23 protein-coding genes are annotated in these 21794 nt (G+C 62.3%); 12 read left to right on the top strand and 11 right to left on the bottom strand.

The annotated features are described in order from the left end of the window. Positions 1-23 precede the first annotated feature (23 nt). The 4 genes from LDN70_RS15185 to LDN70_RS15170 are packed head-to-tail and all read left to right on the top strand — an operon-like array spanning position 24 to position 3354. Positions 24-473: an FAS1-like dehydratase domain-containing protein gene (locus LDN70_RS15185; protein ID WP_024817634.1), complete on the top strand. Its 450-nt coding sequence runs from the start codon at positions 24-26 to the stop codon at positions 471-473. A 2-nt stretch (positions 474-475) separates the two neighbouring features. After that, positions 476-913 carry a MaoC family dehydratase gene (locus LDN70_RS15180; protein WP_142938325.1) on the top strand — a complete coding sequence of 146 codons (438 nt, stop codon included), beginning with the start codon at positions 476-478 and terminating at the stop codon, positions 911-913. 53 nt (positions 914-966) lie between these two features. Further along, on the top strand, positions 967-2277 hold the full coding sequence (locus tag LDN70_RS15175; protein WP_223940660.1) for an MFS transporter: 1311 nt from the start codon (positions 967-969) through the stop codon (positions 2275-2277). Positions 2278-2286: 9 nt separating this feature from the next. Then, positions 2287-3354 (top strand): UDP-N-acetylmuramate dehydrogenase, encoded by a 1068-nt coding sequence (locus tag LDN70_RS15170; protein ID WP_223940659.1) that lies wholly within the window; start codon positions 2287-2289, stop codon positions 3352-3354. Positions 3355-3361: 7 nt separating this feature from the next. Here LDN70_RS15170 and LDN70_RS15165 read toward each other — a convergent pair whose 3' ends face one another. Further along, entirely contained in the window at positions 3362-3841 is a 480-nt protein-coding gene (locus tag LDN70_RS15165) for a hypothetical protein (protein ID WP_062073243.1), read from the bottom strand. Between the two features lie 85 nt (positions 3842-3926). Here LDN70_RS15165 and LDN70_RS15160 point away from each other — a divergent pair, with 85 nt between their 5' ends. After that, complete coding sequence (locus tag LDN70_RS15160) at positions 3927-5057, top strand: winged helix DNA-binding domain-containing protein (RefSeq protein ID WP_223940658.1); 1131 nt, start codon at positions 3927-3929, stop codon at positions 5055-5057. Between the two features lie 98 nt (positions 5058-5155). On the opposite strand, the gene asd is transcribed toward LDN70_RS15160, so the two are convergent. The 10 genes from asd to LDN70_RS15110 form a co-directional block, all read right to left on the bottom strand. Next, positions 5156-6298, bottom strand: coding sequence for an aspartate-semialdehyde dehydrogenase (asd, locus tag LDN70_RS15155; protein ID WP_142938329.1), 1143 nt, complete (start codon positions 6296-6298; stop codon positions 5156-5158). A gap of 106 nt (positions 6299-6404) precedes the next feature. Beyond that, positions 6405-6626, bottom strand: a complete 222-nt coding sequence (locus LDN70_RS15150; RefSeq protein ID WP_223940657.1) for an NF038396 family protein — start codon at positions 6624-6626, stop codon at positions 6405-6407. 2 nt (positions 6627-6628) lie between these two features. Further along, positions 6629-7246, bottom strand: a complete 618-nt coding sequence (locus LDN70_RS15145; protein WP_166839889.1) for a dihydrofolate reductase — start codon at positions 7244-7246, stop codon at positions 6629-6631. Beyond that, positions 7243-8046 carry a thymidylate synthase gene (locus tag LDN70_RS15140; RefSeq protein WP_142938332.1) on the bottom strand — a complete coding sequence of 268 codons (804 nt, stop codon included), beginning with the start codon at positions 8044-8046 and terminating at the stop codon, positions 7243-7245. The genes LDN70_RS15145 and LDN70_RS15140 overlap by 4 nt, the downstream gene beginning before the upstream one ends. After that, positions 8043-8435 (bottom strand): GntR family transcriptional regulator, encoded by a 393-nt coding sequence (locus tag LDN70_RS15135; protein ID WP_223940656.1) that lies wholly within the window; start codon positions 8433-8435, stop codon positions 8043-8045. Before LDN70_RS15135 ends, LDN70_RS15140 begins: the two co-directional genes overlap by 4 nt. Then, the gene (locus LDN70_RS15130; RefSeq protein ID WP_223940655.1) at positions 8432-10060 is read right to left on the bottom strand and encodes a hypothetical protein; all 1629 of its coding nucleotides are present in this window, start codon (positions 10058-10060) and stop codon (positions 8432-8434) included. The genes LDN70_RS15135 and LDN70_RS15130 overlap by 4 nt, the downstream gene beginning before the upstream one ends. Before the next feature lie 87 nt (positions 10061-10147). Then, positions 10148-11116, bottom strand: a complete 969-nt coding sequence (locus LDN70_RS15125; RefSeq protein WP_223940654.1) for an NUDIX hydrolase — start codon at positions 11114-11116, stop codon at positions 10148-10150. Between the two features lie 8 nt (positions 11117-11124). Next, positions 11125-13374 carry an RNA degradosome polyphosphate kinase gene (locus tag LDN70_RS15120; protein WP_223940653.1) on the bottom strand — a complete coding sequence of 750 codons (2250 nt, stop codon included), beginning with the start codon at positions 13372-13374 and terminating at the stop codon, positions 11125-11127. Between the two features lie 103 nt (positions 13375-13477). Continuing rightward, a complete protein-coding gene (gene mshD / locus LDN70_RS15115; RefSeq protein WP_223940652.1) occupies positions 13478-14449 on the bottom strand; it encodes a mycothiol synthase in 972 nt (323 codons plus the stop codon). 243 nt (positions 14450-14692) lie between these two features. Further along, positions 14693-15391, bottom strand: a complete 699-nt coding sequence (locus LDN70_RS15110; protein WP_142938338.1) for a winged helix-turn-helix transcriptional regulator — start codon at positions 15389-15391, stop codon at positions 14693-14695. A 260-nt stretch (positions 15392-15651) separates the two neighbouring features. Between LDN70_RS15110 and LDN70_RS15105 the strand changes: the two genes are divergently transcribed. The 7 genes from LDN70_RS15105 (at position 15652) to LDN70_RS15075 (ending at position 21709) form a co-directional block, all read left to right on the top strand. Then, positions 15652-16386 (top strand): permease, encoded by a 735-nt coding sequence (locus LDN70_RS15105; RefSeq protein ID WP_142938339.1) that lies wholly within the window; start codon positions 15652-15654, stop codon positions 16384-16386. A gap of 166 nt (positions 16387-16552) precedes the next feature. Beyond that, a complete protein-coding gene (locus LDN70_RS15100) occupies positions 16553-17152 on the top strand; it encodes a nitrobindin family protein (RefSeq protein WP_142938340.1) in 600 nt (199 codons plus the stop codon). Between the two features lie 62 nt (positions 17153-17214). Continuing rightward, the gene (locus tag LDN70_RS15095) at positions 17215-17937 is read left to right on the top strand and encodes a flavodoxin family protein (RefSeq protein WP_166839893.1); all 723 of its coding nucleotides are present in this window, start codon (positions 17215-17217) and stop codon (positions 17935-17937) included. Between the two features lie 39 nt (positions 17938-17976). Beyond that, positions 17977-19062, top strand: a complete 1086-nt coding sequence (gene ygfZ / locus LDN70_RS15090; protein ID WP_223940651.1) for a CAF17-like 4Fe-4S cluster assembly/insertion protein YgfZ — start codon at positions 17977-17979, stop codon at positions 19060-19062. Beyond that, positions 19059-19451, top strand: coding sequence for an ankyrin repeat domain-containing protein (locus tag LDN70_RS15085; protein WP_166839897.1), 393 nt, complete (start codon positions 19059-19061; stop codon positions 19449-19451). Before ygfZ ends, LDN70_RS15085 begins: the two co-directional genes overlap by 4 nt. A 127-nt stretch (positions 19452-19578) precedes the next feature. Further along, positions 19579-20208 (top strand): PadR family transcriptional regulator, encoded by a 630-nt coding sequence (locus LDN70_RS15080; RefSeq protein ID WP_142938344.1) that lies wholly within the window; start codon positions 19579-19581, stop codon positions 20206-20208. Beyond that, positions 20192-21709 carry a DHA2 family efflux MFS transporter permease subunit gene (locus LDN70_RS15075; RefSeq protein ID WP_142938345.1) on the top strand — a complete coding sequence of 506 codons (1518 nt, stop codon included), beginning with the start codon at positions 20192-20194 and terminating at the stop codon, positions 21707-21709. The genes LDN70_RS15080 and LDN70_RS15075 overlap by 17 nt, the downstream gene beginning before the upstream one ends. Positions 21710-21794: the final 85 nt, after the last annotated feature.

The following is a 21794-nucleotide window of genomic DNA, read 5'->3' as shown; positions in this document are numbered from 1 at the left end:
TTAAGGCCCGATAGGGTTGGATCATGAGTATCAATCCGGACTTGCAGGGCCGTAGCTACCCTGCCGCAGAGGTATACGACGTCGGCCGTGAAAAGATCCGCGAGTTCGCCAAGGCTGTGAAAGCCAGCAACCCCGCGCATTTTGATGTTGAGGCAGCCAAAGCCTTGGGCCACAGCGACCTCGTTGCCCCGCCAACGTTTGCCATCATCGTCGCCCAGCGTGCCGACGCCCAGCTCGTCCAGGATCCGGAGTCGGGCATCGACTTTTCCCGGGTGGTCCACGCCGATCAGCGTTTCACGCACCACCGCGCCATTGTTGCCGGTGACCGCCTCGTGGCCGAACTGCACGTTGACGGTGTCCGGGCCATGGGCGGGGGAGCCATGATCACCACACGCTCCGAGATTTCCACCGAAGCCGGCGAGAAGGTCGCCACCACAACCTCGTCCATCCTGGTCCGCGGAGAGGGACAGTAACCATGAGCCCTACATTCGAAGAACTGACGGTCGGCCAGGAAATCGGTACCCGCAGCATTGACGTCACCCGTCAGGACCTGGTGAAGTACGCCGGAGCATCGGGCGACTTCAACCCGATCCACTGGAACGAATCTTTCGCCACCTCCGTGGAACTGCCGGGCGTCATCGCCCACGGCATGTTCACCATGGGCGCCGCAGTGCAGCTGGTGAGCGACTGGGCCGGGGACCCTGCCGCCGTCGTCGATTACCAGACCCGCTTCACCAAGCCCGTCCTTGTTACCGATACCACTGGCACCGATGAGGCCGGCGCTGTCATTGACGTGACCGGTGTTGTGGGAGCGCTCGACGCCGATGCCCGCACCGTGCGCGTCGACCTCACCGTCGTTGCGGGTGGACAGAAGGTCCTCATGAAATCGCAGGCGGTTGTGAAGGTCTCTTGAACCTAACGAACACCTGGCAACATCGCAGCAAACCGAGCGCCACTCCGACCGAAATGTCGCGGTGGCGCGCCGCTGTTCTTGCGTCCTACGCGGCCAGCGGCATCGCCTTCGCCACGTGGGTTTCCCGGCTTCCCGCCATTCGCGACGGACTGAATCTCACGCCGGGTGGCATCGGTCTTTTGCTGATGTGCATGACGGTGGCGTCCTTCATTTCGATCTCGGCTTCGGGCCTGATTGTGCTGCGGCTCGGTCCTCAGCTGACCACGAGGATCGGCAGCAGCATGGTGGGTGCGGGCCTTGTCACTGTGGGTGTTGGAACCTCCTTGGCGGCCAACCCCTTGGTGGTGGCGGCAGGCTTGATCATCCTGGGCCTGGGTACGGCCAGTTGGAATACCGCATCCAACGTGGAAGGGGCCTCGCTCGAACGCGAATTGGAGCGGCACATCATGCCGCACTTGCACGGTTCCTTCAGCCTCGGAACGGTAGCCGCTGCGGGCTTCGGCGCCTGGGCGGCCGCCATCCACATGCCGGTGTTCTGGCATTTTTTGATCTCCGGCGTAGTAGTGACGGCGTCTGTGGTCACCGCTACCTTTTGGTTCCGCGCCGAAAAGACCGCTGCAGTGACAAAGACCTACCACCCTGAAGAGACCGATACTTTCCAGGACCCCTCCACCGGCCCGCTGCCCATCATCTCCGGCGAGCAGGACGGCGCTCAGCAGGACGTCGCTCAGCCGGATGCCCGTAAGACTGCCGTCCCGCTGGACAACAAGCGGCTCGTGGCTTTGGCATGGCGTGATCGCCGGACTCTACTGATCGGTGTCCTGGTCCTTGGCCTGGCATTGGCCGAAGGAGCCGCGGGGGACTGGGTGGCCCTGGCACTTGCCGACGGTTATGGGCAGTCCGATGCCGCAGGCGCTGTGGGTTATGGGCTCTTTGTGACGTTCATGACCATTGGCCGTTTCGCGGGAACGGTCATCCTGGACCGTTTCGGGCGGGTGGTGGTGATGCGCTGGTGCTCGGCCACCGCCGTCGTGGGTCTTTCACTCTTTGTGTTTTCTCCGGTTCCGTGGCTCGCGTTCGTGGCGTTGGCGGTATGGGGTCTGGGCGCTTCGCTCGGGTTCCCGGTGGGTATGTCCGCCGCCGCCGATGATCCAGTGCACGCGGCGGCCCGTGTATCGGTAGTTTCCACCATTGGTTACGGTGCCTTCCTGTGTGGCCCTCCGCTCCTGGGGTTGCTGGCTGAACATTTCGGCATCCTGCATTCGCTGCTGGCACCCCTGGTTCTGCTGGTGGTCAGTTTCTTCCTGGCACCCCTGGCTGGCCGCAAGGCGGCGGAGTCGGCGCAGCCCAACGAAGCCCGTTAGGCTTGATTGGTGACCCAAACGCTGCTTTCTGAACTGACCACTGCTGCCGTTGGCGGCCCCGCGGGCAACTACGTTGAGGCCCGCACCGAGGCGGAGATCATCGACGCCGTCCGGTCGGCCGACGCTGCAGGTGACAAAATCCTGATCATTGGCGGTGGCTCCAATCTGCTGGTCTCCGACGACGGCTACCCCGGAACTGTCCTGAAGATCGCCTCCGAGGGCTTCACCGTGAACTCCGAGGACAGCTGTGGCGGAGTGTCTGTGGTGGTTCAGGCGGGCCATAACTGGGACGCGCTGGTGGAATACTCCGTCCTGCACGCATGGTCCGGCTTGGAGGCGTTGTCCGGGATTCCAGGTGCCACTGGTGCCACTCCTGTGCAGAACGTTGGAGCCTATGGAGCGGACGTTTCACAAACCATTGCGGCCGTTCGGACGTGGGACCGTGAGCGCAACGCAGTGCAGACGTTCACCAACTCGGAGCTCAGGTTCGGGTACCGCGACTCCATCTTGAAACAGACCACCGTTGAGGGCTCGCCCCGCTACGTTGTGCTGACCGTGGAGTTCCAATTGCCGTTGGGGCGGATGAGTGCGCCAATCCGTTACGCCGAGCTGGCCCGCGTGCTGGGTGTGGAGGCAGGGAAACGCGCCTACTCAAACGATGTCCGCCGGGAAGTCCTCCGGCTCCGCGCGTCCAAGGGAATGGTCTTGGACGCAGCAGACCGCGACACCTATTCCACGGGCTCATTTTTCACCAACCCGATTGTGCCTGCGGATCTTGCCTCGACTTTGCCGGACAACGCGCCCAAATACCCAGCAGGGGATGACGGACTGGTGAAGCTTTCCGCTGCCTGGTTGATTGATCAGGCAGGATTCGGCAAGGGCTTCGGACTGGAGGATTCCAGTGTCTCCGGCGGACGGGCCTCCCTTTCCACCAAACACACTCTTGCCATCACCAACAGGGGCTCAGCCACGGCCGCGGACATGGTGGCCATCGCGCGTGAGGTGCGTTCCGGCGTCGTCGAGCGTTTTGGTATTGAACTGCACCCGGAGCCCTTGCTGATCGGCGTTAGCCTCTAGCTAAAACTCAGCGCGTGCGCCGTTCCGCGATCGGAAGCACCTTGTTGAGCAGCAGGAACGTTAGTCCGCAGCTGACCGCTCCCAGCAGGAAGATCTGGCTGAACGCGATACTTTGCGGTGAGGGTCCGCTGGGCATGAACAGCCCGGCCGTGGCGAAGCCGACCAAGCCCAGGAGAAGGACGATCGCTCCGAGAAGGAAACTGCGGACCTGCGCCGCGGCGGCCGGGTAGAACCAGGGCTCGGGGGCGTCGTCGTCCCGGTCGGCAACTGGCTGGGTGGCGGCAGCGGTCCCAATGAGAACCGCAGCAGCTGCAGTTGCTACCAAACTCACGGTCTGGATTGCCTGCATCGCGGGGGAGAGACTCACACCGGTCCCTACCGCCACTATCAGTCCGGCGGCGAGCCCGGCGAGCGTGCAGAACCAGCCGGCGGTAGCCAACCACCGGCTCATCGGCCGCACGAACGGAGCAAGATCACCAAAAAGCATGAATCCATCCTAGGATCCGCTGCTGGGTGACGGCTGGGAGGCACGGCAAGGTTCCCTGGGCTGGATGGTCCTCTTAGGATGAAGCATGCCTGCCGAGAGAACCAACCCCACTCCGCGCGTCATGGGCCGGTTGCGGCTTGTCAGTCAAGGCCTGTTGGGCGGAGGCTTTCCCACGGTTCCGGACGCGGTCCGGTGGATGACGTGCATGCAGGCGCAGGACTTGGGTTCAGCCTTGTGGGCCGTTGGGCAGCGGGTACCTGGAACGGCCGCGTCGGACGTTCGCGCCGCCCTCGACGCCGGGACAGTAGTCCGGTCGTGGCCCATGCGTGGGACGCTCCACCTAGTGGCCCCCGAGGATCTCCAGTGGATTCTGGGCATCACCGGTGGCCGGCTGATGAAGTCCCTGGCCGGGCGTCACCGTGAACTCGGCATCACGTCCGAGGACATCAGCCATTGCAGGGACATCGCCTTCAAAACCGGTGAGGCCCTCAAAGCAGCTGGTGCGCCAGGAGCAAGCCGCGAGCAGCTGTTCCAGGCTTTCGAGGATGCCGGTCAGATCACCAAGGCCCAGCGAGGCATTCATCTGTTGGGCAGTCTCTGCCAGCTCGCGTGGCTGGTGCAAGGACCCATGGCCGGAACCAACGGCAAAGTGGGCGTGCAGCAGCTGTTTGTGCCCTTCGAGGAGTGGATTCCGGACTCGCGGGAGCTGGGACGTGCAGAGGGGATTGCTGAGCTCCTGCTCCGCTATGTAAGGAGCCACGGCCCTGCCAGCATCAAGGATTTTGCGTGGTGGAGCCAAATTCCGCTCACCGAAGCCCGGGCCGCCCTCTACGAGGTGCAGGACCGCCTGGTTGAACTTGAGTTTGGGGGCAGTAGCTATTGGCTCTCACCGGAGACTGCGGCAATGCTCGACGACGGCGTCCCCGGCTCGCGCTCGTTGCTGGCGCTCCCGGGGTTCGACGAGTTCCTGCTCGGCTACCAGGACCGGAGCCTGGTGCTGGCTCCTGAACACGCGGAGTTGGTGGTGCCGGGCAAGAACGGAGTTTTCAAACGGATCATGGTGTCCGGCGGAGAAGTGGTGGGTACGTGGGCCAGGACCGTGAATGGCAAGACCATAGGTGTCACGCCGGAACCGTTTGCGGGGGTACTGGGTCCAGCCGCTGAGCGTTCCTTCCACGCCCAGGGCCGTGCCTACCTGAAGTTCATGGCAGGGTGAGCCCTCTGGCCTGCTGAGCCCTAATACGTCGAAAACCCGCTGTTCCGTTGCCGGGCAGCAACGGAACAGCGGGTTAGGGACGTACTAAGCCGGGCAGGCTAGAGCTTGCCCGTCACGATGTTGAGCATGCGGCGGAGCGGCTCGGCTGCACCCCAGAGGAGTTGGTCTCCCACGGTGAAGGCGCTGATGTATTCCGGGCCCATTTCGAGCTTGCGGATACGGCCCACCGGGATGTCCAGGGTGCCGGAAGCTGCCACAGGGGTCAGGTCAGCCATGGAGGCTTCCTTGGTGTTGGGAACAACCTTGGCCCACTCGTTGTCCTTGGCCAGGAGATTCTCGATTTCCGTCACGGACAGGTCTTCGCGCAGCTTGAGCGTGAGGGCCTGGGAGTGTGAACGCATGGCGCCGATGCGGATGCACAAGCCGTCCATGGCGATGTGGTCCTTGCCGGCGGTGCCGTTGCCGGTGCCGAGAATTTTGTTGGTCTCTACTCCGGCTTTCCATTCTTCCTTGGACTGGCCGTTGCCGAGGTCGGCATCGATCCACGGAATGAGGGATCCGGCCAGGGGCACGCCAAACTGGGTGGCGTCAACGCCGGTGCGCTGGGCGGCGAGGACCTTGTGATCGATTTCGAGAATGGCAGACGCGGGATCGTCCAGCTCGCTGCTGACCTCGTTGTTGAGGGTGCCGAACTGGTTGAGGAGTTCACGCATGTGCCGGGCACCGCCGCCTGAAGCCGCCTGGTACGTCATGGAGGTGCCCCACTCCACCAGATTGTTCTTGAACAGGCCGCCGAGGCCCATCAGCATGCAGGAAACCGTACAGTTGCCGCCGATGAAGTCCTTCACGCCACCGGACAGGCCGGCGTCGATGACGTCGCGGTTGATGGGGTCCAGCACGATGATCGAGTCATCGTTCATGCGCAGGGTGGACGCAGCGTCGATCCACAGGCCATCCCAGCCGCGGTTGCGGAGCTCGCCGTGGACCTGCTTGGTGTAGTCGCCACCCTGAGCGGTGACAATAATCGGCAGCTTGGCCAGGGTCTCAATATCGAACGCATCCTCGAGCTTGCCAGCCCCCTGCGCGAACGTCGGGGCGGCACCTCCTGCGTTCGAGGTGGAGAAAAATACCGGGTTGATGTTGGCGAAGTCGTTCTCGTCCTGCATGCGCTGCATCAGGACGGAGCCGACCATGCCACGCCAACCGACCAGTCCAACGGACGGATTAGCTGCTGTAGTCATTTCCCAAGTCTAAACTTTCGGGGCTCAGTGCCGCTGTTGGTTACGTCACGCACGCACTGCACGACGACGGCACCCGCCACAGCGGCCCGCAAGCTGACCGCCCGGGCTAGTGGCCGGCGTCGTGTTCCTGCAACAGGACTGCCTTACGCTTGCGCAGGGTAAAGAACGCACCAAACGTAAACACCTGCGTGACAACGATCAGCACAATGATCCCGGCAATTTTGTTCCCGCCCAGGATCATGGTGAGTCCCACAATGGCGGAGATCAGGGCAAAAAGCGGCAGGAGCATGTAGCCCAGCACGAACAAGGTTTCAGGTTTTTTCAGCATGCTTAGCTCTCTTGGCTTTCCTGGCTTGCGTTCCGGCGCCACGTGGTGAACCGGTAGTTGGTGCCGTTCTTGGAGGTGAGCCACCCGTCGGAGGGGGCTACGGCGTCGAAGGCCCAATCATCACCGAGTTCGGGGGCGAAAGTGTCGCCTTCCAAGTCGGCGTCGATGATGGTGATGACGGCCAGGTTGGCGATGCCCATGGATTGTTCAAAGATTTCGCCGCCGCCAATGATCCACACTTTCTGGCCACCCGGTGCGAATTGAGATTCCAGCAGCGCGGCGTCAAGAGAGGAAACCACGACGGCGCCCTCCGCCTCGGGCGTGGACGCCCACTTTTCGTTACGGGTCACCACAATGTTGGTGCGGCCCGGAAGGGGACGGTACTTTTCGGGGAATGACAACCACGTCTTGCGGCCCATGATGACGGGGTGACCGGTGGTGAGCTGGCTGAAGTGTTTCAGGTCCTCGGGGAGGTGCCACGGCATGGATCCGTCTTTGCCGATCACGCCGGCCTTGGTCTGGGCCCACACCAGTCCGATGCCGGTCATGCGGGCCGCGGTCTCTTGGGTGAAGATGACACCGGGGAGTTGGTCCGGAACCTCTGAAGATGATGTGCTCATACCGCGATCGGCGCCTTGATAGTGGGGTGGTGGCGGTAATCCACAACCTCAAAGTCATCCAGCGTGTAGTCAAAGATGGAGTCCGGCTTGCGGAGGATCTTCAGCTGCGGGTACTCGTACGGCTCACGGCTGAGCTGCTCGGAAACCTGGTCCACGTGGTTGTCGTAGACATGGACGTCGCCGCCGGTCCAGACGAATTCGCCCGGCTCAAGCCCAAGCTGCTGGGCCACCATGCGGGTCAGCAGGGCGTACGAGGCAATGTTGAAGGGGACGCCCAGGAACGTGTCCGCCGAACGCTGGTACAGCTGGCAGGACAACTTGCCGTCAGCCACATAGAACTGGAAGAACGCGTGGCATGGGGGCAGCGCCATGTCTTTGAGTTCGGAGACGTTCCACGCGGACACGATGTGCCGCCGGGAATCCGGGTTGGAGGCCAGGTTGGTCATGAGCTCGGAGATCTGGTCGATGTGCCCGCCGTCGGGAGTGGGCCAGCTCCGCCACTGCACCCCATAAACGGGGCCCAGCTCGCCGTCGGCATCCGCCCATTCGTCCCAGATGGAGACGCCTTGGTCCTGCATCCACTTCACGTTCGAATCGCCGCGCAGGAACCACAGGAGCTCCACCGCCACGGATTTGAAGTGAACCCGCTTGGTGGTGATCAGCGGGAAGCTCTCGGCAAGATCGAACCTCAGCTGACGGCCAAAAACGCTGCGCGTTCCGGTTCCGGTGCGGTCCGACTTGTGCGTGCCGTTAGCCATGACATCGCGCAGAAGGTCTTCATAAGGGGTGGGGATGCTCACGAGTCAAGCTTACTGGCCAGCCGCCCGCGGAGAAGATCAATGAGCGTTTCATCACTCACGCCCGCGTCGCGCGCCGTCAGAATCAGGCCGTCGACGGCGGCCATCACCGCGGCGTCTGCCCGGATAGTGCCGTTCGGTGCCTGAGGCGGCCCGACGACGATTGTCCCGTTCCGGCGTCGTGACTCGATCAATCCCTGCTGCTCGAGTTCTTTGTAAGCGCGTGCCACCGTGCCAGCCGCGATGCCAAGGTCTGCCGCCAGACTCCGGACCGTGGGCAGCCGGCTGCCGGGTTCAAGGACCCCGATGGCAATCAATGAGCTGAGTTGCCTGCGGATTTGTTCGAAGGGAGGTACGGGATCCGCGAGGTCTACTGTGATTCCGGCGGTCATTGCGCCCGTTCTTCATGATGAGCAGGATCACTACGTGGGATGGTTCCGAGCAGGCTGCGAACCGGTACCACTGCCACGATCACTGCGATGGCCGCCAAGACCATGCCCACTGTGATGGCCGGGCTGGGTGCCAACGGGTATTCGCCGTCGCCCGGTGCAAATACGCTGTACCACGCATCGCCGGTGATCATGAGCAGCGCTGCGGCCTGTCCGAGGCAGTAAGCGGCCAGTGTCCTCACGATTCGATACAGGCTGATGGCCCTGAGCGCGGCGTCCAGGCCCGCATCGCCCGCACTTTCCGGGATACCACGACGGCGGCGCACGGCGAGGATAGCAGCCGCACCCGCCGCGGCTACTACCGCCGAGAGCAGAAGAGCCGCCGGCCAAGCCTTGGGGGTGAGGGTCTGTGATTCCGCGGCCACGGCGAAAGACACAGCCACGGCAAATATCGCGGCGCTTCCGATTGCGAAGGAGAGTAGTCCTCGCGAAACGGCCTGCCGAGGCCAACGGAGCTGAGCTTCGGGTTGGCCATAATTTCGCGCCATCAGCACCTCGCCGGCCGCAATGGCTGTCAAGAGGGCCGCGGCGGCGATGGCGATCACGATGGGAAAGGCCCCAGGGTCGAGGGGGCGTGAGGCCATCAGGATCGCCACGACACCCGCCACTAGTGCAAGTCCGCCAATCACGCCCAACACTGCTCCAAGGGAAATACTGAGCCGGGCGGCTCCGTGGGTTAGAGGATCGGAGCGGAGTGTTTTTGCGCTCGTGACTTGAGGAGCTTTGAGGATCGAGGGAAGTTCAGGCACCCGCCACCACCACATTGCCGCGAGAACTGCCATGTTGATCAGCCCCAGTATGTTGAACCAGGACGACTGCCACGTGGCTCCGGGGGCCGGTTGTGATGCGAAGTTCCCGGCGATACTCGCGAGCCCGGCGGCGATGGTCGCCACGGTCCGAAGCAGCCGGTTGGTGGCTATTGTTCGTAGAGTTCGGTTGTCATCGCCGTCGAGCGTTTCCAACTGGCGTCGACGCGCAATCAGGAGGAGCACCAGCCACGTTCCCACGGCCAGAACCAGCAAGGTCCCGCCGAGCCAAAGGGCAAGTTCAAGGCCCGGAATCCGTCCGTCCTGCCCTTGTCCCATGTAGCCGTTGTCCTCAGGTGGAGACTGGCCCGGCGGCGTAGGCGGCACGGCTGTGTACGCTGGCAAGGTTGCGATCCAAGCGATGGCCAAAGCTGCGTAGCCGAAGATGGCCGCCGTGGTCCAAGCGAGTTTGCGGGGAAGGAAGTCCCTGATCCTCCGGACCTTCAGCTCTGCGTACCGGCGTGGTGCCTTCGGTGCGGGGTAACTCAGCTGACCGAGGGCATGGACGGTGAGGCACGCGACAATTGGCCAGGCAAGTGCGTTGGCGATCTGGTCCGGAGTTGCAGGAGCGCTTGATCCCAGGGGATTCGACCTGATGATTCCGGCGCTCATGGCACCCTGCAGGGAACTTGCCATCCAACCAATGATGCCCACCCAAAGCCCATGGGAGGCCACGGACTGGGCATCAGGCTTGGACCAGACCTGCATCCTCAGGAACAGGTACACGATGATGGCACCGACTACCGGTCCCAGGAAAAACATTGTTGGCAGAACAACCACGGCAAGACCCCCACATCTTTTGTATCAATCTACTGACACAAAGAAGTGAGGGTCAAGCCGTTTGCCGGGTCAGTCGTCGAACGGTTTGACCTGCTCCACAGACACAATTTTCCGCTCGGATCCCCGCGCTACCTGGCAAACAATGACTTCGCCGGGAGAAAGATAAGGATCTGTTGTGGGAAGGAGTGCACGTAGGGCCTGCGACATGTGCTGGCCCAACTGCTTCAACGCCGTCGGCAGAGCCGGGCGATGCGTGCACACAGCGATCGGCAGCTGCTTGTCGAACAAAGCCTCAACAGCGGCAGCCGTCTTCTTGGGGGAGCGCTGATGGGTGTGCTCGGTGAGTGCTTCCACCAGTTTCACCTTGACGCCGCTGGCCTTGGCATAGGGGGCGATGGTGGCAACGCAACGCGCCCAGGGGCTGGTGACCACACGTTGTGGTTTCCACACCTCCAGCAGGCGCTGGACGGCAACTGCTTGCCGCTGGCCTGTGGCAGCCAAGGGACGGTCGCCCTCGGCTTTGGTCCATGAGGACCGCGGCTTCGCTTTGGCATGGCGGATCAGCACCAGCGGCCATGTGTCTAGTTCACCGCGGACGTGGGCCTTCTGAAGGTATTCCAGCGGCTCCACATCTGATGGGTTACTCAGGAAGCTTGCAGCCCGGTCCGGGCTGCACCACATGACACTGTCCACTTCTTTGCCATCGGGCCGAAGCTGGGCGCCGTTGACCTTCACTGCCCAGTACCTGACCACCTTCAAGCCGGCACTGACGCGGTAGTGAATTGCCGGAAGAGGTATGCCCAGCGGGGCCTGGAGTCCTATCTCTTCCCACACCTCACGGGCAGCGCACTCGGGAACTGTTTCCCCGGCGTCGAGTTTTCCTTTGGGCCATGACCAGTCGTCATACCGGGGACGATGGATCAGGAGGACCTCGAGGGCACCTTTGGTGATGCGCCAAGGAATGGCGCCGGCGGCGACAACGGCCACCGCCTCGCCGGGGTGGTCTGTTTGATCCGCCACGGGGGTATCGCTGTTCAACTGGGTCCTTACCGCCGGGCCGCAGCACGTTGGCGCGAGCGGGAGGCCAGGAGCCAGGACTGCATGTCCAGCAACGGCTTGCCCTCGTCATCCAAGTGATGCCTTGTCCAGTGTCCGCTGCTGTCCAAGTGCCAACTGGCTGTCCCGTCGTCGACGTAGCGACGCATCAAGTCCATGACCGTTGCCGTGTCTTCCTTGCTGGCCAGCTGAACCAGCGCCTCAACGCGGCGATCCAGGTTGCGGTGCATCATGTCAGCGGAACCGATGTACACCACTGGCTCGCCACCGTTGCCAAAGGCAAAGACGCGTGAGTGTTCAAGGAAGCGACCCAGGACGGAACGGACCCTGATGTTCTCGCTGAGTCCCGGGACGCCGGGCCGCAGGGAGCAAATACCGCGCACCACGACGTCAACCCTCACGCCGGCCTGGGAGGCTCGGTAAAGGGCATCAATGATGGCTTCATCCACCATGGAGTTGACCTTGATCTGCACCAGTCCGGGAGTGCCGGCCTGGGCCCTGCGGATTTCGCCTTCAATCCTGTCCATCAAGCCCGCACGCACCGATCGCGGCGCTACAAGCAACCGCTTGAACGTGGACTTCGGGGCGTAGCCGGAGAGCTGGTTGAACAGTTTGGACAGATCCTCGCCCACTTGCTCGTTGGCTGTCAGGAGGCCAAGGTCTTCGTAATAGCGGGCGGTGCGCGGGTGGTAGTTGCCGGTGCCGATGTGGCAGTAGCGGCGCAACCCGTCCACCTCCTGGCGAACCACCAAGGACAACTTGCAGTGAGTTTTCAGGCCCACGATGCCATACACCACGTGAACGCCCGCTTGCTCGAGCTTTCGCGCCCAGGAGATGTTGGCCTGCTCATCAAAGCGGGCTTTGATTTCAACGAGGGCCAGGACCTGCTTGCCTGCCTCAGCAGCATCGATGAGGGCGTCAACGATGGGGGAGTCACCGGAGGTCCGGTACAGGGTTTGCTTGATGGCCTGCACCTTGGGGTCCGCGGCCGCCTGCTCCAGGAAAGCCTGGACGGAGGTGGAAAACGAGTCATACGGGTGGTGGAGCAGAATATCCCTTCGGCGCATCGCGGCGAACACGTTGGCGGCCTTCGAGGTCTCGGACTCGTTGAGGTACCGCGAGGTGTGGGGTACATGCTTGGGGTAATGCAGATCCGCGCGATCAATGGCACTGATGGCTGACAGTCCACGGAGATCCAACGGCGCGGGAACGGAGTAGACCTCGGACTCTTCAACACCAAGCTCCCGGATCAGCAGAGCTTTGATGTTCGGGTTGATGTCCGTGGTTACTTCCAGACGTACCGGAGGGCCGAAGCGGCGGCGCAGCAGTTCCTTCTCCAAAGCCTGAAGGAGGTTCTCGGCGTCGTCCTCTTCTACTTCCAGGTCCTCGTTGCGGGTGACGCGGAAGGTGTGGTGCTCCAGGACTTCCATGCCGGGGAACAGCTTGTCCAGGTGGACAGCGATGACTTCTTCCAGGGCGATGAATCGGGCCACGCGGCCCGGGATGGCACCGGCACGGGGGCCGTCCACTGAGATGAGTCGGGGGAGTTGGTCCGGGACCTTCACACGGGCGAAGAGCTCTTTGTCGCTGATCGGATTGCTGACGATCACGGCAAGGTTCAGGGAGAGGCCCGAGATGTACGGGAATGGGTGCGCCGGGTCCACCGCCAGCGGAGTCAGGATGGGGAAGACCTTCTCCTGGAACATAACGCTGATCCGGTGGCGTGCATCTTCGTCCAGCTCATGCCAGTGCATGATGTGGATGTGCTCATAGGCCAGTGCCGGGCGAATTTGCTCGGCGAAAACCCTGGCGTGGCGTTCCTGCAGCCTATGGGCCTCTTCGCTGATTTGCTCCAGCACTTCAATGGGGCTCAGCCCTGCAGGGGAGGGCACGGCCAAACCTGTGGCGATGCGCCGCTTGAGGCCGGCCACCCGAACCATGAAGAACTCGTCCAGGTTGGACGCGAAAATGGACAGGAAGCTGACGCGTTCCAGCAGGAAGAGGTCAGGATCTTCAGCGAGCTCCAGCACGCGGGAGTTGAAGGCCAGCCAGCTGAGTTCGCGGTCCAGGAAGCGGTCCGGGGAGATGTCGCCTTCGGGCTCCAGGCTCGGTGCGAATTCCGGAATATCGATGCGGTCCTGAGTGGCTCGCGAAGCCGGCACTTCCGATGATCCGAAGCGCGGGGGCAGTGTTGCTCCCTTCGAAGTGGATCCGGCGGTGCCGACGGGGTCCGGCTGCATGGGGTTCTCCTAAGCTCAGGACGGGGTTTCCTCCCACATTACAAGCAATTCCGGCGCTCGAATCCAAGATGTCACCTGCTTTCAGGCAAGTGATCCCGTCAGGTTAATTTTTGGTTAAAGGCCCATACATCACATCGGTGTCCCAACGAACAAAGCCGAGTTTCTGATATAGAGCTACTGCTGCCTCGTTGTCGGCGTCCACGTACAGCATCACAGCATGCAGGCCTTGGTCCTGGAGATGCTTGATTCCCGCAACGGTAAGGGCCTTGCCCAGACCCAAACCCTGCGCCGCAGGAGTCACCCCCACCACGTAGACCTCGCCGATGGCCGGGTGCGGACCCTGCCGGGGGTGGACCTTGGTCCAGTGGAATCCCAACAGCTCGCCTTCACCATTGACGGCCAACAGGAAACCTTCGGGATCGAACCAATCTTCAGCCTTGCGAGCCTCAAGGTCCGCCAGTGTCATGGAACCTTGCTCTGGGTGGTGGGAGAAAGCGGCCCTGTTGGCTTCCAGCCAAGGCTGCTCATCCTGGCCCGGCACGAAGGTGCGGATCGAAATCCCGTCCGGAAGTCCGGCGTCGGGCAGTGCGGAGGTTGAGGACATCAGCCGCATCTTCCACAATTCGCGCACCGGACCGTAGCCAAAGCTCGTGGCGAGCTCGGCGGCCGCTTCGTGGTTGCCGTGCGACCACGCACTTAAACCCTTGAGGCCCCGCTTGCCCTGCAGGGCACCCAGCAGCTTTCCTGCCACGCCCTGATTGCGGTAGCTGGGGTGGACGGCCAACTCCAGCACGCCGCTCCCGTCATCACTTTCGACGACCACCGCGACCCCCGCCAGGTCATCAGCGGTGGCAGGATCTGAGTCTTCGTCAGGGGCATATAGGACCAAAGACAGGACAGAGTGGTCCCCGGCGTCTGCGCCGCGCAGCATGACCAACGTCTGCTCGGAGAAGGGGGGATTCCCGTCCGATTCCCCGGCAGCGGCGGCCAGGGCCGTGACGTCCTTGAGGAGCTCACTGTCCAAGGCGCCGGCAATAATCAGTACGGGCCAGTTTTCCGGGTGCGCGTGACTCATGATGCAAGGCTATACGTCCAGTGCAAGCTGCGTGATTTGATGTCCTCGGAAATGGGAGGTAGTCTCGTTATCTCGTTCGCCTCGCGGTTTATCCGTGAGTCAGCGCAGGGGGGATCCACCAGTGGGGTGGCCTCGATACGTTCGACCCGTATGTCCTCCACCAAGTAGCAAAGAAAAAGGCCAGGATCCTTGTGGATCCTGGCCTTTTTCTTGTCTAATCCAGTGGTCGCTCGAAAACAGCCTTCAGGCTTCGGACAACTCTTCGTCCGTGAGACGGACAAGGGTCAGCCGGTAGCCAACGTTGCGGACAGTGCTGATCAGGTTCTCGTGATCCACGCCCAGCTTGGCGCGAAGCCGCCGGATGTGGACGTCCACGGTCCGGGTGCCGCCGTAATAGTCGTAGCCCCAGACTTCCGTCAGCAGCTGCTGACGGGTGAACACCCTGCCCGGGTGCTGGGCGAGGTACTTCAGGAGTTCGAACTCCTTGAACGTCAGGTTGAGGGGCTGGCCGCTGACACGGGCGGTGTAGCTCGCCTCGTCAATCACGACGCCGGCTGCCCGGATTTCGGTCTGGGCTTCCTCTTCGCCGGGCACGGCACGCGCCATGGCGAGCCGAATACGCGCCTCGACTTCTGCGGGTCCGGCCGAGTCCAGCACGATGTCATCTACGGCCCACGCGGACGAGACAGCAGCCATGCCACCTTCCGTGAGGATCAGCATGAGCGGTGCGCTGAGGCCGGTCGCCTTCAACAACTGGGTGAGCGAGCGGGCGCCCACTAGATCTTTGCGGGCATCAAGGAAGACGATGTCCGTGGGGTCGGTCTCCAGGAGGGCCGTGGGTTCTGCCGGGAGGATGTGCACACGGTGGTTCAGCAACTCCAAGGCAGGCAAAATGTCCACCGATGAGCCGGTGCTGTTCGTTAGGAGCAGGATGTGCGACATAGTTCCTCCAATGGGCTGTACGCGCATCATCGGGCGTCGAAACCGGCTTCTCACCGGTCGGTCACAACACATGCGCAGCCTCTACCGTTGTAACGGGATTGCGGCAAACACAGTGCGCTGTTGAAGTCTGAGTATACCCATCAGTGCCTTGCGACACATGGATTCGTGACGGGCAAGCACTGGAATTACGACATATTGGGCCGGCTTAAGGCAGGATTGTCGGGAGGTCGTAAGGCACATCGGATTGAGGTCGGCACACAGTGAAGTCTTGGAGCATCGGGGTATTCGGACTCGTGGCGCTCGTAGCCATCGTGGCCAGCACCTTCGTTTCCCGGGAAGCCATGGTGGGTGCAGGCATCGCGGCGTCCGCGGCGGTGGGGATAGGCTGGCCGCATTTCCTTGCTGTTCCCGCCAAGAAGACGTTGGCCGCCGTTATTGGGCTTGCCGGTGCAGGATCGGCCGTAGCCGCTGCCTACATGCCGGCGCCGGGATTCCTGGACGGTACCCCGGCGTTCGTAGCGCTGGGTGTGATGGCGGTGTTCGTGGTCCAGCTCATCAGGGGGACAGGGCAGGCCCAACGCCTGGAGTCCACTCTTGGCTGCTCCGCCGGTGTGTTGCTGAACTGCCTGGGCGCGGGGTGGATCGCCAGCGCGCGATTCAACGGCGTCAAGGAGATGGTCCTGGTGGCGGGCCTCAGCGCGGCAGTTGCCCTCATTGTGGGAATCATTCGCTGGCCGGATCGCATTGTGGCTCCGCTCGGTGTGGTGATGGCCGGACTCATGGGACCGCTGGCAGGTCTGGTCTTCTCGGATATCGCCGTACTTCCCGCAGCCCTGGTGGGCGTGGTGGTGGGATCCGTTCTGGTGTGTTTCCGCCGAATGACCACCCTTCGGCGGGGGCGACTCAATATCCCGGCGGCGATCGGAATGGGCGTGGCGCCCGTTTGGGCTGTGGGGGCCTTGGCTTACTTCATAGACAAACTACTCATCTACTAACGGTTAGGATTGCATCATGTCTGTACTCGCATTTGAAATCTTCTTCCTCGTTCTCCTTGGCCTGGCCAGCGTCGCCATGGCATGGTTTGCGGGTTTTGTCGTCTACCGCCTTTTCAAGGGCCAGAAGTAACCCTTCTGATCCTGCAGCCCAACAGAGGTAATCGTTGTGCCTATTGAGATCCCCACAGATCTGACGCCTGAACTCGTCCCTCTTTCCTGGCTCATTGGTGAGTGGGAAGGCCGCGGCCGGCTCGGCAGCGGAGACGAGGACTCCGAACATTTCGTCCAGCATGTGTCATTCACGCACAACGGGCTCCCGTACCTGCAGTACAGGGCCGAGACCTGGCTCAGTGATGACGCCGGCGAAAAGTTGCGCCCGTTGACTGTTGAGACGGGGTTCTGGGCTTTGGAGCGGAAGCTTGAAGAAGGCGACGGAGGCCCGGGTCTGATCCCGGCCGACATCGTCCCCGTTCTCAAGACTGCCGACGAAGTCGAGGAGCGGCGCAACAAGGAGGGCGGTTTCGACATCTCCGTATCGATCTCCCACCCTGGCGGAATCACTGAGCTCTACTACGGCCAAATCAAGGGACCCCAGATCCAGCTGAGCACCGACATGGTGATGCGCGGAAGCCACTCCAAGGAGTACACAGCGGCAACACGGATCTTTGGCTTGGTTGATGGCAACCTCCTGTGGCGCTGGGACGTCGCTGCCAGCGGCAAGGCCCTTGAAGCGCACGCCTCGGCATTCCTCAACAAGGTTTCCTGACCCGAGGCCTCACCGTACGTTCCAGCACGCAGCAAGCAAGCAGCCAGCAGAAGGAGCAGAAAGTGAACACCCACCTCAAGCCGGAAGGTTATGAGGGCCTTAAGGCCGTCTTCTTCAATGGCACCCTGAAACCTTCGCCGCAGCTCAGCAACACTGATGGCCTGATCAAAATCAGCCGGGACATCATGGAGAAGCAGGGCGTCACAACCCGGCTCTTCCGGACAGTGGACCACGACATCGCCAGCGGTGTGTATCCGGATATGCGCGAGCACGGATGGAAGACCGATGAATGGCCGGAGATCTACCGTGACGTCCGCGACGCCGATATTGTCGTGGTCGCCGGGCCTATCTGGCTGGGCGACAACTCGTCCCAAACCAAGAAGCTCATCGAGCGGTTATACGCCCATTCGGGCGAGTTGACCAGCAAGGGCCAATGGGCGTTCTACCCCAAGGTGGGCGGTTGCCTCATCACTGGCAACGAGGACGGCATCAAGCACTGTTCCATGAATGTGCTGTACAGCCTGCAGCACATCGGCTTCACCATTCCTCCCCAGGCCGACGCCGGGTGGATCGGTCCTGTGGGTCCGGGTCCCAGCTATCTGGACGAAGGATCGGGTGGGCCGGAGAGTGATTTTACTAACAGGAACACCACCTTCATGACGTGGAACCTCCTCCACATGGCCAAGCTCCTGCGCGATGCCGGGGGCATTCCGGCCTACGGCAACTTGCCGGAGGAATGGAAAGCGGGCACCCGATTTGATTTCGAAAACCCGGAATACCGCTGATACCGGAATACCGCTGAGTCGCAAGGACTTCTACTACATATGACTTACAAGAGCCCTCTGTTGTCGCGCCCCGGCGCCGTCGAGGACACCGGCCTGGACGCCGGCGTCGCCGCTCACTATGGCGAACCGCTGCGTGAGCAGCGCGCCCTGGCAATCGGAACCGCCGTCGTCGATCTTTCGCACCGTGGCGTGGTGACCGTGACTGGCCCGGACCGGCTCAGCTGGCTCAACACGCTCTCGTCCCAACAGGTCACCAACCTTCAGCCCGGCGTTGCCAGCGAACTGTTGCTGCTCAGCGTTCAGGGCCGCATCGAGTTCGATGCCCGCGTCATTGACGATGGCACCACCACATGGCTGATCGTGGAGACTGCCGAGGCAGGGCCATTGGCTGAATGGCTGAACAGGATGAAGTTCATGCTCCGCGTCGACATTGAGGACGTCTCTGAGCAGTGGGCCGTGGTGGGTGCCACCAAACCGCAGGAGCAACTGACCGGGCGCTTGGTGTGGGAGGATCCCTGGCCGCACGTAAGCCCCGGCGGCTACGCCTACAGCATCGTTCCCGAGGAATCGCATCCCGGGCTCGAGCGCCCTTGGTTCGAGTACCTTGTCCCGGCGGCCCAACTGGAGCAATCCGTGGAGGGCCTTCCGTTGGCAGGCGCCATGGCAGCGGATGCCCTGCGGATTGCTGCTTGGCGGCCCCGCCTCGGTGCCGAGACAGACGAGAAGACGATTCCCCACGAACTGGACCTTTTGAGGACCTCAGTACACCTGAACAAGGGCTGCTACAAGGGCCAGGAAACCATTGCTCGTGTCCACAACCTGGGCCACCCGCCGCGGCGCCTCGTGTTCCTGCAGCTTGATGGCTCACAGCACACACTGCCAGCCGTTGGCAGTGTTGTATTTGTCGGGGAGCGCAAGGTGGGTACTCTGACATCGGTGGCGCAGCACTTTGAAATGGGACCCGTTGCTTTGGCCGTGATCAAGCGGTCCGTATCGGCGGAGGAAACCCTGACGGTGATGGACGGTGAAGAACCTTACATCGCAGCCCAGGAAGTGATCGTCGCCCCCGACGCCGGCCAGGTTGTCGGGCGCCAGACCGGATTCCTGAAGGGACCCCACAGATGAGCCAAGCTACAGGCCCCGACGACGAAACGTTGGCCCTGGCCCACGCCCTGTTCGATGCTGCCCGCGAAGGGGACACCGAACTGCTACGAGGCTACTTGAGCGCCGGCGCTCCTGCCACGCTGACCAACGCCGCCGGCGACTCCCTCCTGATGCTGGCCGCGTATCACGGGCACGAGGAAGCCGTACAACTCATCCTCCATCACGGTGCCGACGTCAATGCCGCCAACGATCGCGGACAGACTCCGCTGGCCGGGGCGGTCTTCAAGGGATACACCGGCGTCGCCCGGGTGCTGCTGGATGCTGGAGCAGATCCCGACGCCGGAACTCCCTCCGCGCGCGATGCCGCCACAATGTTCGCCAGGTCAGAGATTCAGGCCCTGCTGGACTAACGCAACTAGTGCTTGGAAAGCCCAGCCGCCTGGCGGCTGGGCTTTCTGTGTCTCCGGGTTCCTTTGCATCCTTATACTCCACGTGGAATAGTTGTTGTGGAGTATTTGATTCGGAAGGGGGTTTGTTATGCCCAAGGCCGCTGCCTTGACCCCACTGGGGGTAGCCGCGCTGGCCCTTTTGGCGGAGGGGCCCATGCATCCTTACGAGATGTACCAGTTGCTGATGGCCCGTCATGAGGACCGCCTCGTGAAAGTGCGCCCCGGGACCCTGTATCACGCCATGGGCCGGCTCGAGGAAAGCCGGCTCATCGAGGCTACGGGAACCGAACGCGAAGGAAACCGCCCGGAACGGACCACCTACCGGATCACTTCAGCCGGACATGTTGCCCTCGATGCCCGTCTGCAGGCCATGCTCTCCACCCCTGTGAATGAATACCCCGTCTTCCCTCACGCAATCGCCGAGGCCCATCACCTTCCCGCGGAGGTGGTGATGGGGCTGTTGGAGGAGCGGGTTGTTGCACTGAATGCCGATCTTGACTTCCTCGTCCACGCCGAAGCCACCGTGACGGGCAAGGGACTGGCCCGTAAGTACTGGATCGACATCACGTACCAACAGGCAATGCGCCGAACGGAGATCGCGTGGATCCGCGGCCTCCTTGAGGAGTTGGGCAACGGGCGCCTGCCCTGGGATGAACCCCAACCGGCTCCAACCGAACTTATAAGCAAACCAAAGGAATCCCTTGGAAAACGTAGCTAAGCCGTGGCCCGCGCTGTGGTCACTCGTGGTGGGTTTCTTCATGATCCTCATCGACACCACCATTGTGTCGGTCGCGAACCCGCGGATCATGGAGGGCCTCAACACGGATATCAACGCCGTCATTTGGGTCACCAGCGCCTACTTGCTGGCCTATGCCGTGCCCCTGTTGATCACGGGCAGGCTGGGTGATCGGTTCGGCCCCAAGAACCTTTACCTGATCGGCCTGGTGGTCTTTACCCTCGCTTCCCTCTGGTGCGGGCTCTCCGGCGACATCACCATGTTGATCGCTGCGCGCGCCGTCCAAGGCTTCGGTGCCGCCATGATGACGCCTCAGACCATGGCCGTGATTACGCGAATCTTCCCGCCCGACCGCCGCGGCGCAGCCATGGGGCTGTGGGGAGCTACGGCAGGAATGGCAGTACTGATCGGCCCGATCCTTGGTGGTCTGCTGGTGGACAGCCTTGGCTGGGAGTGGATCTTCTTCGTCAACGTCCCCATCGGCATCGTGGCCTTTATCCTTGTCACGCGTTTCGTGCCGAAACTGAGCACTCACACCCACACGTTCGACGTCGTGGGCGTGGTGCTGTCCGCCGTCGGTATGTTCTTGCTGGTGTTTGGCATCCAAGAGGGCCAAACCTACAAGTGGGGAACGGTTACCGGGTTCGTTTCGGTGTGGGGTTTGATCATTACCGGACTTGTAGTCCTGGTTCTGTTTGTCGCCTGGCAGTGGCTTCTTGAACGCCGTGGAGGGGAACCACTGCTGCCGCTTGGCCTGTTCAAAGACCGCAATTTCTCCCTGGGAAACAGCACCATCATGGCCGTGGGCTTCACGGTGACAGCCTTCCCGCTGCCCACCATTTTCTACTACCAAACGGTGCGGGGCCTGACGCCAACGCAGTCTGCCTTGCTGATGATTCCCATGGCTGTTATTTCGGGTGCGCTCGCTCCGTTCGTCGGCAAGCTCATAGACCGCGCAAACCCGCGCTGGTTCGCATCCTTCGGCCTCGTCTGCCTTTCCGGAGCATTGTTCTGGACCGCGTCCCTGCTGGGCCCGGACACTCCTATCTGGATGTTCCTGCTGCCCAGCGCATTGCAGGGCGTTGCCAACGCCTTCATCTGGGGTCCGGTGTCCAACGCGACCACCCGCAACCTGGAACCACGCCAGGCAGGGGCCGGTTCCGGCGTTTTCAACACCACACGCCAGATCGGTGCTGTGTTGGGTTCGGCTGCCATTGCTGCCCTCATTCAGTCTCGGCTCGCGGCAGAACTGCCTGCGGCTCCAGCCGGAGCTCCTGCGGGTGAAGCCTCCATGACCGGAGTGTTGCCGGAGGCGCTGCACGCGGGATTCTCGACGGCGATGAGCCAGTCCATCCTGTTGCCCGCCTGTGCGATTCTTCTGGGAGCGGTGATGGCACTGTTCTTTGGCAAGCCCAAGTCGGTGCAAGGCTGGGGCGGAAAGGCCCCCGAGGTACCGGCCGTTCAGGAAACAGTGGGCAAGTAGCGCTGACATTTTCCGGACAACAGCGCAGGACCAGCCCACTTTTGGGGTGGTCCTGAGCTGTTGTAGGGCAGGATCAATCCCTTCC

Source organism: Arthrobacter sp. StoSoilB22, from assembly GCF_019977315.1.
In the GTDB taxonomy this organism is placed as follows: Bacteria; Actinomycetota; Actinomycetes; order Actinomycetales; family Micrococcaceae; genus Arthrobacter.
This window is presented reverse-complemented; position numbering and strand designations above follow the sequence as displayed.

Bases quoted from the DNA above. Each gene is read 5' to 3' on its own strand.
- LDN70_RS15145 (WP_166839889.1), bottom strand. From the start codon at position 7,246: ATGAGCACATCATCTTCAGAGGTTCCGGACCAACTCCCCGGTGTCATC.
- LDN70_RS15185 (WP_024817634.1), top strand. From the start codon at position 24: ATGAGTATCAATCCGGACTTGCAGGGCCGTAGCTACCCTGCCGCAGAG.
- LDN70_RS15175 (WP_223940660.1), top strand. From the start codon at position 967: ATGTCGCGGTGGCGCGCCGCTGTTCTTGCGTCCTACGCGGCCAGCGGC.
- LDN70_RS15085 (WP_166839897.1), top strand. From the start codon at position 19,059: ATGAGCCAAGCTACAGGCCCCGACGACGAAACGTTGGCCCTGGCCCAC.
- mshD (WP_223940652.1), bottom strand. From the start codon at position 14,449: ATGAGTCACGCGCACCCGGAAAACTGGCCCGTACTGATTATTGCCGGC.
- LDN70_RS15150 (WP_223940657.1), bottom strand. From the start codon at position 6,626: ATGCTGAAAAAACCTGAAACCTTGTTCGTGCTGGGCTACATGCTCCTG.
- LDN70_RS15165 (WP_062073243.1), bottom strand. From the start codon at position 3,841: ATGCTTTTTGGTGATCTTGCTCCGTTCGTGCGGCCGATGAGCCGGTGG.
- LDN70_RS15120 (WP_223940653.1), bottom strand. From the start codon at position 13,374: ATGCAGCCGGACCCCGTCGGCACCGCCGGATCCACTTCGAAGGGAGCA.
- asd (WP_142938329.1), bottom strand. From the start codon at position 6,298: ATGACTACAGCAGCTAATCCGTCCGTTGGACTGGTCGGTTGGCGTGGC.
- LDN70_RS15180 (WP_142938325.1), top strand. From the start codon at position 476: ATGAGCCCTACATTCGAAGAACTGACGGTCGGCCAGGAAATCGGTACC.
- LDN70_RS15135 (WP_223940656.1), bottom strand. From the start codon at position 8,435: ATGACCGCCGGAATCACAGTAGACCTCGCGGATCCCGTACCTCCCTTC.
- LDN70_RS15130 (WP_223940655.1), bottom strand. From the start codon at position 10,060: ATGTTTTTCCTGGGACCGGTAGTCGGTGCCATCATCGTGTACCTGTTC.
- LDN70_RS15160 (WP_223940658.1), top strand. From the start codon at position 3,927: ATGCCTGCCGAGAGAACCAACCCCACTCCGCGCGTCATGGGCCGGTTG.
- ygfZ (WP_223940651.1), top strand. From the start codon at position 17,977: ATGACTTACAAGAGCCCTCTGTTGTCGCGCCCCGGCGCCGTCGAGGAC.
- LDN70_RS15080 (WP_142938344.1), top strand. From the start codon at position 19,579: ATGCCCAAGGCCGCTGCCTTGACCCCACTGGGGGTAGCCGCGCTGGCC.
- LDN70_RS15110 (WP_142938338.1), bottom strand. From the start codon at position 15,391: ATGTCGCACATCCTGCTCCTAACGAACAGCACCGGCTCATCGGTGGAC.